Origin of the sequence: Cytobacillus oceanisediminis, from assembly GCF_004366035.1 — a bacterium.
Lineage (GTDB): Bacteria > Bacillota > Bacilli > Bacillales > Cytobacillaceae > Cytobacillus > Cytobacillus oceanisediminis_C.
This window is the reverse complement of sequence record NZ_SOEE01000004.1, coordinates 10,007-24,004: the sequence shown is the minus strand read 5'-3', so window position 1 is coordinate 24,004 and position 13,998 is coordinate 10,007. Positions and strand designations below refer to the sequence as shown.

The window sequence follows — 13,998 nt, the reverse complement described above, 5'->3', positions numbered from 1 at the left end:
TAATCGAATTATACTCGTTCAGTCAACCATATATCGAATATCCCTATAAAAAAATCACCTAAGAGGTGATTGGTTTACACAGGCTATTTTATATAATTAGCCCCCTCGAGGGCTAGCAGCACTTCCTTAATTTCAGTCCGGGTTCCTGCATACCCGGTTAACGATTTATTTTTCCCAATCACCCGATGGCATGGAATAATGATCGGAAGGCGATTGGCCTTGTTTGCCTGACCAATGGCACGTACTGCTTTTTCTTTCCCTATTTTGAAAGCAATGTCCTGATAACTTCTTGTCTCGCCATATGGGATTAAGCAAAGCTCTTTCCAGACGGCTTTTTGAAATTCAGTGCCATGAGGTTCTATAGGGATATCGAACTCTTTCCTTTGCCCATCAAAGTACTCCTCAAGCTGATTTGTGCACATTTTTATTAAAGAGTCGGAGGGATCCAATTGCAACGATAAAACATCTTCCCCTTCGAGAAAATCTTCTTCCCCCAAGTATAAAGCCGAAAGGATTCCATTTTCACTGACAATGTAAATGTCTCCTGCCGGTGTGTTTTTTTTAGAAAAAACTCTGCCTGTCATTTCATTCCCGCCTTTAAAACATAGGGTAAATAGATGTGGAATACAGTTCCTTCCCCCAATTTGCTTTCCACTTCAATTGTTCCCTTGTGTTCTTCAATAATTTTATATGTAACCATTAAACCAAGTCCAGTGCCTCTTTCCTTTGTAGTATAGAAAGGTTCACCAAGCTTTTTTATTTTATGCGCAGGTATTCCTGTCCCTTCGTCCCTTATAAATATGTGAACTTTATTATCTAGATCTTTCCGAATGGATACAGTAATATATCCTCCTTTAGGCATAACTTCAATGGCATTTTTTATAATATTGATAAAGACCTTTTTCATTTGATTGGATTCACAGAAAACATTGGGCAAATTCTTTTCATAATAAGTCCTGAATTGAACATTATGGAGCACAGCCTGAGCACTAAGGAGATCGACTGTTTCCTTCATGATTTGAGATATGTCTTTTTCCACAAATTTGACAGCTTGAGGCTTAGCAAGTATGAGAAATTCATTAATAATTGAATCAATCCTGCTAAGCTCAGTGGTAATCACATTGAAATACATAGTATGATCTTCCTTCACACTGTCCTCCAGCAGCTGTATAAAGCCTTTAAGTGCTGTCATTGGGTTTCTGATCTCGTGGGCAATTCCTGCTGCCAATTCTCCAATCACATTCAAAGTGTCTGATTTCCGAAGCTGTTCTTCCATTTCCAGCTTCTCAGTTACATCTTTAAATGTTGTCATACTGATATTAGAAAAAATATTCAGCTTGTTGGAAAACTCAAAGAACTTCTTTCTGCCTGATTTCAGAGTAAAGGATAGGTTACCGTCTGATTGCCCCGCAGAGTGAATGTTTTTTATCTGCTCCTTTAATTCATCTTCGGTTATATTGCAGTCATTTAAAATACTGTGCAGCGAAACACCGATAAGCTCCTTTTTTGTCATTTGAAGCATTCTCTGACCTGATTGATTAATATCGACTATTTCAAACTGATTGTTCCAGAGCAGAATCCCTTCAAGTGCTCCTTCAAATATCATGCGGAATTTTTGTTCGCTTTCCCTTAAGCTTTTTTCCATAGCGTGACGCTCACTGACATTTCTGAAGATTGTCATATGGTAGCCTTCAACGGAGTTCAATTTCACTGTAAACTCCAAAGATTTGAACTGGCCATTTGGCATAAGAAAAACAAGTTCATCCCGTATGCTGCCCTTAACGAACATCTCTTTAACAATGCTTTTGTATCTTTCCGATTTTTCATATACAAAATCTTTTATCTTTTTATTGAGAAGCTCATCATGGGTACATTCAAATATTCGGCAAGCAGCTTCATTCGCATCAATTATTTCACCATTCCCACGCCAAAAAATGATTCCATCCAGGGCTTCGGTAAATAGGTCAGCATACAGCTCTTCATTCTTTTTCACTTTCCGTTCGAGGAGCCGCTTACTCGTTACATCTCTTAATATACACATATAAAGGCCGCCTTCATTAAGGATGCTGGTAGTAAAATCAAACTCTATTATCGTTCTGCCGTTATATATTGGAAGAATACCCCGGACACTTTCCTTCTTCTTTAATATTTCCCTTTGCTTTTCAATCTTGAAATGCCAATTTTTTGGCACGAAGTCAGACAGGCTCCTGCCGATCAGGTGCTGTTTATCCATCTTTAGGCTTTCAGCAAATGATGGATTAACATCAACAATTCTCTCCAGGCAATCAAAAATTAAAATTCCATCATTTGAGCGTGAGAATATATTATATTTAGGTGAATTATCATTGGCCAAAATATTATTTTCCTTTTCCAAAGTCTCAATCCTGGCATAGAGTCTCCTGATTTCCTGATTCATAATGACCACTCTATTTCCTCCTATTGGGGTATGCAATTAATTAAATATTTCTACAAAATCTGACTAAAACCTTTAAATCTCCGAGAAAACTATCCTATTAATTTTTCATATCAAAGGGTTTGGGAGAGAAGAAAAGGCATACCCTGTCAAGAGTATGCCTGGATATTACAATTTGAATTTTGCAATCATCTCATTTAATTGTTCTGCCAATTCCGACAAGGACTGTGCGTTATCCGAGATCTCCTCCATTGAATGGTTAGTCTGAGCCATTGAGGCACTCGTTTGTTCGATGCCTGCAGCAGATTCCTCAGATACTGCGGCAATACTGCCAATGGACTGGTTCATATGGGCAGAATTAATGGATACCTGCTCGAGGCTGCGGGAAATGTCACTGACATTTGTGGACATTGAGTTAACTGCCTCATAAATTTTCTGAAATGTTTGTCCTGTCAATTGAATTTGCTCGGTTCCCTTTTCAACTTGAACATAGCCTGTTTGAAGTGATGTGGCCACACTGTTTGACTCCTTTTGAATACCACCGACAATCTTAGTGATATCTGAAACCGAGAATGATACCTGCTCAGCCAGTTTCCTAACCTCATCTGCCACTACTGCAAAACCTCTTCCATGCTCACCGGCCCTGGCTGCTTCAATTGCTGCATTTAATGCCAGAAGGTTGGTCTGGTCTGCAATTTCCTTTATAACCTTAACTAATCTGGAAATTTGTTTTGTCTGATCATCAAGTCCATTTACCTTGTCAACAGAAGACTTCATTATTTGGTTAATTAATCTCATTTGTTCCTGGGATTCTTTCATTAGCTTGTTTCCATTTTCAGTAAGCGATAGCACCTCTGTGGAAGCACTCTTTATTTCATTGCCGCTGTATGAAGCTTCTTTCACTTTTTCCAGATACTCGTCCATTATTAAAGATAAACGCGTTGCAGAACCCGCCTGATCCTCAGCTCCTCCGGACAGTTCCTGCATGGTTGAAGCCACCTGCTGGCTGGCTGCCTTTACTTCATTTGCAGCAATATTCAGTTCTCCGCTTCTTTCTGTCACATACCCTGAAACCGCATTAATTTCCTGAATCATGGTCTGCAGTTTTATTTTCATGGAATTCATGGCTCTGCTAAGCTGTGCTACTTCATCATCACCCTCATATTCCACTGAATCCGCATTGAGGTTTCCTCCTGAAATCTCATTTGAGAATTGGACAATGGCATTTAGTTTTTTAGAAATTATACCTCCGATAAAAAGGATGGTTGTGATTCCCAGGATAGCAGAGATAATGATTGAAATACCAAGTACTATTAAAGTAAGGATAAGACCAGATTTAGCAGAAGACACAGCCTTTTGCTGATCCTCTTTCATCATGCTGCTAAGGGTATTTAATTTATCAACCGTTTCAGTAATAATATTATCTGCCTGCAGTTTACCCAGCCTATATTCTCTTGCATGCTGCAGTTTCACTTCAGGTTCGATGACATCATGAAATAAACTGGTGATTTTTTGATCATTTTCATCGATTTGTCTAAAAAGGTCTTTTAATTTTGAATCGCTCAGTTCTGGAGAAATTTCCTCTTTCAATTTATTAAAATCCTCCGTCAGCTCATCAAATGTTTTTAAATGTTTGGGGTTGGAGTCAATGATAAAGTTTCCAATCGTGCTCCCTTTATGATGAAAAGTGGCCGCTGATTCAGTAATCTTAATGGCCTTTTCCCCAGACTCCTTAACAATCTCCAGTTTTGAATTGGCAATTGTCAGCAAGAAGAAAGTAAGAACGGTGGAAACCGTGAATAGTCCAATGGTCACAAAAAGCGCAACCCCATATTTCTGGCCAAGCTTCAGGTTCTTCCACCATTTCGTACTAGCCATTTTATTTAAATACTTCCCTATTTTAAACTTTTTTGACTTGGACGATTCTTTTCTTTCCTTCTTGCCAGGTATAAATTTTCTTACCCCTTTCAACATAACTTCCCCCTTTATGATTGAACCAGATGCGAACAATTGAACTAGTATATATCTAATTCTTTTTTACTATTCTTTCAATTCATTATAATAGAACAAAAAAGACATTTGAAGATTATTTTTCCAATTTTTTATTTTAGTACAGCTTTCCCTTCCCCTTTTCCCTTTAAATTCTTACCTTTAAAAGCTTGATTTCTACACGTCAGCATCAGGTATGACATACTAATCGAACTAATCCCTTTTATCTGCGACAAAAATGATCTTCTTTAAATAAAATTTGAAACAGATTTTACATTAACCTTTCAACCCATATAATATATGAGCTAACAAGCAAGTTTTCTTTGTATAACAGAATTTTTTTAGTAGTATTACAGCAATTTCAGAGTTCGAAACCTTTACTTTTTCTGTAAATTAAACCTTCTATTTACACGAGAAAAGAAGTTTCCTTCATGTTAAAGTGGGTAAAGAAAGAAAGAGAATTTATGGGGGTCTTTAATAGAGGAGGACTTATGAAACAACGTGACTATTACTTCGACAACACGAAGTTTATCTTAATCTTCTTTGTCGTTTTCGGACATTTACTCCGCTCTTTTATTGAAGATAATGAAACAATCTATACTTTATATAAGGTAATCTACACGTTCCATATGCCTGCATTTATACTGGTATCCGGCTTTTTTGCAAAAGGCTTTTATAAAAAAGGCTATATAAAGAAAATTGCAAAAAAGCTCATACTGCCATATATTATTTTTCAGGTTATTTATTCGATCTTCTTTTATTTTTTATATAATAAAGGTACCTTTGAGTTGGATCCTTTTAACCCGCATTGGTCTTTATGGTTCCTGATCAGCATGTTTTGCTGGAATATCATGCTTCTATTCTTTGCAAAGTATAAAGCTGTATATTCCCTGGCAGCTGCTTTTATTATCGGGCTTGCTGTCGGATATGCCGATTGGATCTCAAATTATTTAAGTTTATCTAGAACATTTGTGTTCTTTCCTTTATTCCTATTGGGGTATTATTTAAAGAAGGAGCATTTTTATGCGCTATTCCAGCCAAAGTTCAGAATTAGTGCATTAGCTATTTTTGCTGTAGTTTTTATAGGTTTTTATCTCTATCCGGAAGTGGATTATAAGTGGCTGCTTGGCTCAAAGCCATATACTGAAATGGGGGCAGCTTCGATTGGGGCGGTCTTAACGAGATTGGGCTTTTATGTCCTAAGTTTAATTATGGTCTTTAGCTTCTTTTCTTTTGTTCCCCGCAAACAATATTTCTTTACTGATTTAGGAAAAAATACACTTTATGTCTATCTGCTTCACGGATTCTTTGTACGAGTATTCAGGGAAAGTGATGTACAGGGCTTTTTCAGCAAACCGGAAAACTTCCTGCTGCTTGCCGGAATATCGCTGCTGCTGACTTTGCTTCTCTCAAGCAAACTGATTACTTCATTTGCCCAGCCTATTATAGAACTGAAAACATCACAGCTAAAGAAGCTAAAAGATAGATCAAAGGCATATGCCAGATTTTACCGTAAAAAACTTACAAGCTAGGATAGAAACCGGTCAGGTATTACTGGCCGGTTTTTAATTTAGGCATAACCATTGACCATTTTTGATTATGGGATTATAATAAGTAACTGTGTTATATTATTTTGTCTCAGTAGCTCAGCTGGATAGAGCGACAGCCTCCTAAGCTGTAGGTCGTGAGTTCGAATCTCGCCTGGGACGCTACAAAAGAAAAGCGCGAAACCCATGTATATCAATGGTTTCGCGCTTTTTATTTTATTCAATTTGCTTATTCATAAACCTTAATAATCTAAGTTTGGGGTCGGTTTGGGGTTGGAACGATTTTTTTATCATTTAATACCCTAATCTGCCTTCTGTTGGACAAATATAATCATCCAGCGACCTCTACACTGTCAAAGTAGCAAACAGTCACGGAAGCAATAAATTTATTATGGAAAATCTCTTACATATCAAGGCTTCAGAAGGAATGAATTTTGTCCCTTTAGGTTTAAAACGGACCATTGTTGGACGTTTTCATCAACATCTATTACTTGTGATAATTTTGATTTCTTATTCAACTAAAGCACCCTTTAGTTTAAGTGAAAATCTTCACAATGTTTTGTGTAGTAACATTCAAAAAAGACACCTTCTTACTAAAGAAAAGCGCCTTTTTGTGGAATATCCATTAAATGGAACGATGCACAAAAAGAGAAGTTATTCGGTAAACGTGATCTTTAGTCATATCAATAAATTAATCCCAATCATTAATATCAATTATGTAAAAGGCAATCAGGATAGGCTGACTGAGTTTCATCAAAATTCATTAACATTAAACAGAAACCCTTCAAGCTTTTAATTTAAAGCATGTGTCAGATATAATATAATCACATTACTCAATAAGATCACTGCTACGGAAGCCACCCAAACAAATGCTGATGGCTTTGAGTCCAATATTTTGGATTTCATTGAAATCACATAAGCATATACTATGAAGCAACCACCAATAATAAGAACTACGTTTTTGGTTATTGTGGACTCTGGAAAGATTTTATCCATTATCGTTAGAAATACCATTCCGAGAATAAAAAAAAGGTTTATAAAAAAAAGGTGCCTTGTTTTCATACTATTTCCTCCTAATAATAATGCAAAAATAAACTGCCTTCTTTCTTCCATGGACCTAACCCTTTTTAATATTCTTCAAATTATTTCTAATTCCTTTTTTTTACTAAATTCCAGTTACTTTAAGGGGCAGTATCAGGAAAAAGGAAATACCAAAATTTAAAAGCCCAATTATTTCAAATCTAATCATTTGAAGAAATGAGATATTCCACAATCTGGCCCAATTGTTGAAAAAAGCTACTGACGATTGTTCAACTAAACTGCCCGTTTGTTGTATAAGAAAAAGCTGCCGCAACAACAGCTAATGCCGTCTGTTTCCTCCCCATATTTTTAAAATAGCTCTATTTAGCCGAGATATCTGAAAGGTAATTCAACATCGCTACCTCAAATTCTAATATTTATCAATTGTTGCACCTATCACAGAGGATCTAATAATATTTAAATCCAAAAATCTCTTCAACTCCTTAGGTGTCCCACTAATTATTGCTCCGCTAATTAATGTATTTTTAATTTGCGAATCAGAGTATGGAAATTCTTCTGAAACCCCAAATCCATATGCACTATCCCCATTTTGAACTTTTACTGAATCAGATCCTTGCATAGCTTCCATTTGTTCCATTTGTTGCTCCGTCTTTTTATTTACCCACAGCCAATCAACATTCTTATATCCTAATACTTCACCTAAATCACTTGTTGTCATCGGTTCTTTGAATGAAAGGGCTACCTCAATTAACGTGTTTTCATCTAATCCTGTGGCTATACCTAACTCCTGTGGTAAATATGAATAATTTATATTGGGATAATAAAAATCAATGATTCGTTCATTATTTAGTTGGTTGTACCTAACAACCCTTTTTGCCTCTTCATTCATTTGATTTATTTCAGTCAATCCACTTCCACGATTTATTATTTGTACTTTCCCTATTGCAGGATATTTCTTCGTCTCTGTGTCCCAAACGAATTGCCTATTCCCAATTCGTTTATAATAGACCGTTTCACCCACGGCACTAAAAATATTATATTGATACCTTGTACCGCTATTAGTAATTCCTGCTCCTTTAATTGGTTCCCCATTAACAATATTAGCCTGCTTTATGTTATCCGCTTGTATCTTCTTATTTATTAGATACTGTGTCCCAAGATGAATAATGACAATACAAAGAATTACTGTAACGATAGAGATAAGTGTATATAACCCGATTTGTTTCCATCTTGCTTTTTTTATGGACCTCCGGAATAAAGGATCGCTTAAAAAATCTATTTCTGAATTTTGTTTAGAATTCTTTTTATCCATCATAATGAGCCTCCTCAAAACATTTTAATAAACTCTTTCTAGCTCGAAATAAATTTGATTTTACCGAACTCACACTTATCCCCAGCAGTTGAGAAATTTCATCATATGATAAATCAGACTCATACTTTAACAGAAGAAGTTCTGAATAAAGCGGTTTCAGTTTGGTAAGTTTCCTAGTGATTTCCTCAGAACGCTCTTTGGCTAGAATAATAAGTTCTGGGAGTTCTTCGACTTGGGGGGCTCCAACCATTTTTTCCTCTAAATTTAATATGTACTTTTTATTTTTTCTGCACTGATCATAGTAGTAATTCAATGCGACCCTAATTAACCAGCTTCGTACTTTAGAGGACGAATTGAATCAGCATATTTAAGGTATTTGAATGCTGTTTCTTGCACAGCATCCTGAGCATCTAGGTAAGGCACGCCTTTTTTCACTAGGTATCGAAAAACAATATTAAGTTCGCTGTTTAATACTTCATTATTTAATGTTTCTTCCATTATCCCTCCCCCTATGTTTATAAGACGTTCAAGTCTTATAAATGTTATCAAAGATTACGCGAAAAGTGTTTTATTACAAGAAAAACGGCAATTCTTTCTGAAAGGCTACCACTATTTAAAGCTCACTTTACTTATCAAACAAGTAACCACGTTTTCAAGAGTCCTCTCTTATCCTAAGAAGGAACGTCTAGGCCCTTTTTTCTGACTGCTTTATAAACCTACCAACTACCTCGTTTCTGGTTAAACAAAAAAAAGCCACCTGGTTTGGCAGCTGATTCTGAATTTAAGTACCGGCTAATTTTAAATCAGTTAAACAAATTCTTCGTCACTTGAAATCATATCTCTTATATTAAAATTTTTGTTTATTCACCTCATTCTCCCCAATTATAATCACGCAAGGGATCTTCTCTTTGTTTGCTTTATCGAGAGCCTTGCCTAATTTTTTGTTACTTATTTTATATTCGTTTTTGGAGCCTATTAAAAGTTATTATAAGAATTCACATATATTTTCTTTGTTGTGACTATATCTGTTGTACAGCGAGAACATCTGTGTGAAAGCAGGTAAGGAAATAGCTTGCGGATTTGGGTATTGAAATCTATAAGCAAAACCTGTCACTTTCGGTAAAAAGCATCCCACCAAAGGAATGCCTCCGTTAATTTAAGAAGTTATCAACTCTTTCTCTTCAACAATCCAATAATATAAAATAATTGGGTTATTATAAAACAAGCAAATAAACTCAAAAGTATTGGGATAAGATACTCGCCTGGACCAAATATAAGGATTGTTAATTCAGGCATTACAAAACCTAAAACAATAGTTATCAAGATAGCAACTAGAAAAATAATAAAGTTACGTCCCAATTAATCTTTTCACCCCAAACCGTTAATTATTTATACAATATCAATTCTACATTTGTATAACATTTCCTTTTTTAACTAACCTGCCCCTTTTGTTGCATAAGAAAAAGCTGCCTGATTAGCAGCTGATCTTGGACGAAAGCACCCGTTTGTTTAAGTACAATGCTTCACAAACACCTTTTGCTCCACAAAACAGTCGCGTCAGTAGACAATGGAAAACCCATCTTTTGTTCATAGAAATTTGCTGTTTTTTTGATATCTGGTGTTGGGAATGCACAGTGTGACATTAATAGTAAGTTCTTCATTTTGCTTTCCCCGCCTGAAATTCAATAATGATAATAACTGAAGTGATGTTTCCTAATAACAGAAGAAACCATTTTGAAAAAAAGTGATCAAAATGGTTTCTATGCTACAGTATAATAAGAGTTTTTTATAACAAATTTTGTTTGGGATGTTAGTTTGTTTTTAGAAATTTGTGAATTAGCTCACTGATCTCTGTAGCATGTGTTTCAAGAGCAAAGTGCCCAGTATCAAGTAAATGGACTTCTGCAGATGGAATATCGCGCTTATAAGCCTCAGCTCCAGCAGGGAGGAAGGCAGGATCATTTTTACCCCATACGGCTAATAATTGGGGTTGATACTTACGAAAATAGGCCTGAAAGTCAGGATAAAGATCCACATTTGTTCTATAATCACCGATCAAATCCAATTGGATTTCTTCAGCCTCCGGGCGTGACATGTAAGCAATATCTAGAGAATATCCGTCTGGTGAAACAAGGCTGGCATCAGCTCCATGAAGATACTGAAAGCTGCGGATGGTCTCGGGAGTCAAGGAATCGCGGCATGCTTCACGATTTTCCGATGTTGGAGAGTGCCAATAGGTCTCCCAAGATCCCCATGCATCAGTAAATCCTTCCAAATAAGCATTCCCATTCTGACTAATAATTGCTTGGACCCTTTCCGGGTGAGCCATAGCCAAACGGTAACCAATAGGTGCACCGTAATCAAACACATAAAGAACATACTGTTTAAGGGCCAATGCTTCGGTAAATCCTTCAATGACTCGAAACAGGCTGTCAAATGTGAAGTTAAATTGACCGCGCGGCGGAGTTATTGTATGACCAAATCCAGCGTGATCCGGGGCTATGACACGGTGGTTTTCTGCAAGTTCGGGAATTAGATCGCGAAACATATGACTTGAGCTTGGAAACCCATGTAATAGTAAAATAACTTGACCATCCTTAGGACCAGCTTCACGATAAAAAACTTCCACATCGCCGACTTTCTGTTTATGATAACTAATCTTCATTTTTTTACATCTCCTTTTAGATTTTTTATTAGGATTTCTTACAATTTCATCTATCCGTTTTTAATAAGGGCCAACAAGCGCTTTAGGGTGTCATCAATAAATTTGTTATCGGCACTGTTGATTCCGAGACCAGCAAAATGGCCCCAAATCGACTCGATAGGTTTAAAAACAGCATTAGGTATAAGCTTCACCTCGTATTCGTTCTCGTCCACAGTGCAGAAGAGATCCGTACTTCCTGGCATGATGCAGGCAAACGCATTAATGCTTCTGAGAGCCTCATCGAAATCTCCGTTATAGACGGGGTTTGCACTAATATCTGCAAATTGGCCAGTCCATAACTTAGCTAGGACATTGTGCGGATCCATATTCATAAAGCTATCTTCCCAGACGTCAGACACAAAAATGAGTCAAATCCCATTTCTCGATAAAGTTCCTCTCTATAAATAGGCCTGTGATAAGCCCCATCCCTCATAGACACAGCCGACGGTGCGCATATCTGCAGAAGTCATTTGGCTTAGTTTACTTGAATCAAATCTAACCGTAGCCATGAGGGCAGCTTTCATTCTGTCCAAGACCACATACGTTTGCGGCCAATTCTTTGTACCTCGGCAGGAATTGCCTTAGCCATATCTGGTGTCTTCTTAAATTCCATTCATGTTCACCTTCTAACATAACCGTTATAAATTAATTTTACCGGTTATAAATTGCATATTACCACATTCATTCTAACTTGTAAACATTATTTTTATAGGTTACAATATTTATTGAGGTGAAACATATATGAACAAATCACTATTCTTATTAGGTGGAACGGCATGGATTAACCTAGTAAATACGACGTATAACTCCGAAAAACAAAACATTGATATCCTTATCGAGCCATCAATTACTCTTCAATGGCTAGGAGATAATAACCTATTACGGGAGTCTGATTTTCTGGCTTTAGAAAATGACGAATTGCTTAAATCGCTAATAGTCGAGCTCCGATTGCTTCGTGACCTTAGTAAAACGATTTTAGTTGATTTAGAACAACAAGGAAAACTTTCTCTAAATGTTACAGAGCAATTAAAAAGGCTTACTAAACAAGTAAAGGTAAGACTAACTATCGTTTCGGATTCTGACAAATTAAAATTGGTCTCCGAAGGAATAACAACTAGAGATCACGTGCTATATATGATTATCCACTCAATTATTCAAACATTGGATACAATTCCTACCCATCGAATTAGGAATTGCGAACACCCAGAATGCCGTCTCTATTTTGTCGATACATCAAAATCAGGAAAAAGACGCTGGTGTAGCATGGAATTATGCGGAAATCGCCAAAAATCAGCCGAATTTTATGCAAGGAAAAAGAAAAAGTAATACAAAATTTTTCAAAAGAAGTCTTTAGATGTTCTTTTTCTTTTCTCCAGAAAAATACCCAATTGGCATAATATAACCAAATATTTTCCCGCATATGTAACAAAAGCTATCTTCTAAAATAGCTATCCCAATTTTATCTGTTTCATAGATTTTTCAACTCCCTTATGACCTTCGGATGTTGTGCTCATCCACGCTGTCGAAGAATGAGATTTCCACGTTTGCCGATTTGATCGTGGAGTATTAATGGAAGAGGGTGTTGAGGAAGTTACTAATTGAACCTTTATTTTCGAAATGTAATGCAACGGGGATATTTGTAAGTTTTTGTTGTGGCATATGAAAAAGTTACTTCTGTTGGTTATCTAATTGGTACTTTTTATCAGGAAATTAAATTCATACAGACAGTAGTAAGGCATCTTGGTGTGATAACTAAGATGCCTTACTTATGCCGCCTCTATAAATAGTGAGGATTTTTTGCGGTTTAATTTAATGGAAGATTCTAATAGCCATTTACCAATGTTTCGTGAAGAGTTTCACTTACACTATTCTGCTTCGTTACTTCAATAAGAAAACAGCGATGCCTTATTAAACATCGCACCTATTAGTTGAAGATTATCCTACATTTCTGAGATGGGTCTAATATTAATATTCACTTCATCAGTATCATTTTCGTGGATACCATCCCAAATATCCTGCAATTACCGCACTTTTTGCATTCAAACATATATCTTACTTCCTTGTTATACTTATAGGCGTTTTCTTCGCTTTGAATTTCTGTTTTAAGAGTGCTTTTATACCATTGATTATCAGTACATACATCACATTTTAATTGCTTACCCCAAATTTTTACTTCGTATAGCATTGAAAAGACACCTCCACAATTTTAGCAAATACATATAAATTCATCTTAGTTAGGATTATCTCCTTCTTTCACTAACCTGCCCCGTTTGTTCAATTAAAAAAAGCCACCTGGTTTGGCAGCTGATTCTGAATTTAAGTACCGGCTAATTTTAAATTAGTTAAACAAATATGAATCAAATTCTTCGTCACTTGAAATCATATCTCTTATATTAAAGTTTTTGTTTATTCACCGCATTCTCCCCAATTATAATCACGCAAGGGATCTTCTCTTTGTTTGCTTTATCGAGAGCCTTGCCTAATTTTTTGTTACTTATTTTATATTCGTTTTTGGAGTTCTATTAAAAGTTATTATAAGAATTCACATATGTTTTCTTTGTTGTGACTATATCTGTTGTACAGCGAGGACATCTATGTGAAAGCAGGTATGGAAATAGCTTGCGGATTTGGGAATTGAAATCTATAAGCAAAACCTGTCTTTCGGTAAAAAGCATCCCACCAAAGGAATGCCTCCGTTAGTTTAAGGTTATCAACTCTTTCTCTTCAACAATCCAATAATATAAAATAATTGGGTTATTATAAAACAAGCAAATAAACTCAAAAGTATTGGGATAAGATACTCGCCTGGACCAAATATAAGGATTGTTAATTCAGGCATTACAAAACCTAAAACAATAGTTATCAAGATAGTAACTAAAAAAATAACAAAGTAACGTCCCAATTAATCTTTTCACCCCAAACCGTTAATTATTTATACAATATCAATTCTACATTTGTATAACATTTCCTTTTTTAACTAACCTGCCCCTTT

The 13,998-nt window shown here is 36.0% G+C and carries 13 protein-coding genes, 1 tRNA gene and 1 pseudogene; 3 read left to right on the top strand and 12 right to left on the bottom strand.

Translation table 11 applies throughout. The features are described from left to right. Positions 1-83 precede the first annotated feature (83 nt). From DFO72_RS10915 to DFO72_RS10905, 3 genes are all read right to left on the bottom strand, one after another. Positions 84-584, bottom strand: a complete 501-nt coding sequence (locus DFO72_RS10915) for a methylated-DNA--[protein]-cysteine S-methyltransferase (RefSeq protein WP_113881727.1) — start codon at positions 582-584, stop codon at positions 84-86. Then, positions 581-2,416 (bottom strand): PAS domain-containing sensor histidine kinase, encoded by a 1,836-nt coding sequence (locus DFO72_RS10910; protein ID WP_243856154.1) that lies wholly within the window; start codon positions 2,414-2,416, stop codon positions 581-583. The genes DFO72_RS10915 and DFO72_RS10910 overlap by 4 nt, the downstream gene beginning before the upstream one ends. Positions 2,417-2,581: 165 nt before the next feature. Beyond that, positions 2,582-4,387 carry a methyl-accepting chemotaxis protein gene (locus DFO72_RS10905; RefSeq protein WP_113881725.1) on the bottom strand — a complete coding sequence of 602 codons (1,806 nt, stop codon included), beginning with the start codon at positions 4,385-4,387 and terminating at the stop codon, positions 2,582-2,584. A 506-nt stretch (positions 4,388-4,893) separates the two neighbouring features. Here DFO72_RS10905 and DFO72_RS10900 point away from each other — a divergent pair. Both DFO72_RS10900 and DFO72_RS10895 read left to right on the top strand, forming a co-directional pair. After that, the gene (locus DFO72_RS10900) at positions 4,894-5,934 is read left to right on the top strand and encodes an acyltransferase family protein (protein ID WP_113882136.1); all 1,041 of its coding nucleotides are present in this window, start codon (positions 4,894-4,896) and stop codon (positions 5,932-5,934) included. Between the two features lie 103 nt (positions 5,935-6,037). Then, positions 6,038-6,111: transfer RNA gene (locus DFO72_RS10895), tRNA-Arg, on the top strand. A gap of 630 nt (positions 6,112-6,741) precedes the next feature. On the opposite strand, the gene DFO72_RS10890 is transcribed toward DFO72_RS10895, so the two are convergent. The 8 genes and pseudogenes from DFO72_RS10890 to DFO72_RS10860 all read right to left on the bottom strand — a co-directional run. Beyond that, positions 6,742-7,062 carry a hypothetical protein gene (locus tag DFO72_RS10890; protein WP_134177241.1) on the bottom strand — a complete coding sequence of 107 codons (321 nt, stop codon included), beginning with the start codon at positions 7,060-7,062 and terminating at the stop codon, positions 6,742-6,744. A 337-nt stretch (positions 7,063-7,399) separates the two neighbouring features. Continuing rightward, positions 7,400-8,305, bottom strand: coding sequence for an anti sigma factor C-terminal domain-containing protein (locus DFO72_RS10885; protein WP_113881721.1), 906 nt, complete (start codon positions 8,303-8,305; stop codon positions 7,400-7,402). Next, complete coding sequence (locus DFO72_RS29920) at positions 8,295-8,615, bottom strand: RNA polymerase sigma factor (RefSeq protein ID WP_243856132.1); 321 nt, start codon at positions 8,613-8,615, stop codon at positions 8,295-8,297. Before DFO72_RS29920 ends, DFO72_RS10885 begins: the two co-directional genes overlap by 11 nt. An 11-nt stretch (positions 8,616-8,626) precedes the next feature. Next, positions 8,627-8,800, bottom strand: coding sequence for a hypothetical protein (locus DFO72_RS29915; protein ID WP_243856131.1), 174 nt, complete (start codon positions 8,798-8,800; stop codon positions 8,627-8,629). 349 nt (positions 8,801-9,149) lie between these two features. Further along, a complete protein-coding gene (locus DFO72_RS10875; protein ID WP_243856153.1) occupies positions 9,150-9,254 on the bottom strand; it encodes a His/Gly/Thr/Pro-type tRNA ligase C-terminal domain-containing protein in 105 nt (34 codons plus the stop codon). A 571-nt stretch (positions 9,255-9,825) separates the two neighbouring features. Further along, positions 9,826-9,945 (bottom strand): VOC family protein, encoded by a 120-nt coding sequence (locus DFO72_RS29910; RefSeq protein WP_243856152.1) that lies wholly within the window; start codon positions 9,943-9,945, stop codon positions 9,826-9,828. 167 nt (positions 9,946-10,112) lie between these two features. Continuing rightward, the gene (locus DFO72_RS10865; protein ID WP_113881720.1) at positions 10,113-10,967 is read right to left on the bottom strand and encodes an alpha/beta fold hydrolase; all 855 of its coding nucleotides are present in this window, start codon (positions 10,965-10,967) and stop codon (positions 10,113-10,115) included. Between the two features lie 50 nt (positions 10,968-11,017). Continuing rightward, positions 11,018-11,566 (bottom strand): annotated as a pseudogene (locus tag DFO72_RS10860) (hypothetical protein); the annotation flags it as partial. Positions 11,567-11,747: 181 nt separating this feature from the next. Here DFO72_RS10860 and DFO72_RS10855 point away from each other — a divergent pair. Beyond that, the gene (locus tag DFO72_RS10855) at positions 11,748-12,332 is read left to right on the top strand and encodes a CGNR zinc finger domain-containing protein (RefSeq protein ID WP_113881719.1); all 585 of its coding nucleotides are present in this window, start codon (positions 11,748-11,750) and stop codon (positions 12,330-12,332) included. A gap of 1,067 nt (positions 12,333-13,399) precedes the next feature. On the opposite strand, the gene DFO72_RS10850 is transcribed toward DFO72_RS10855, so the two are convergent. After that, complete coding sequence (locus DFO72_RS10850; protein ID WP_243856151.1) at positions 13,400-13,504, bottom strand: His/Gly/Thr/Pro-type tRNA ligase C-terminal domain-containing protein; 105 nt, start codon at positions 13,502-13,504, stop codon at positions 13,400-13,402. Positions 13,505-13,998 lie beyond the last annotated feature (494 nt).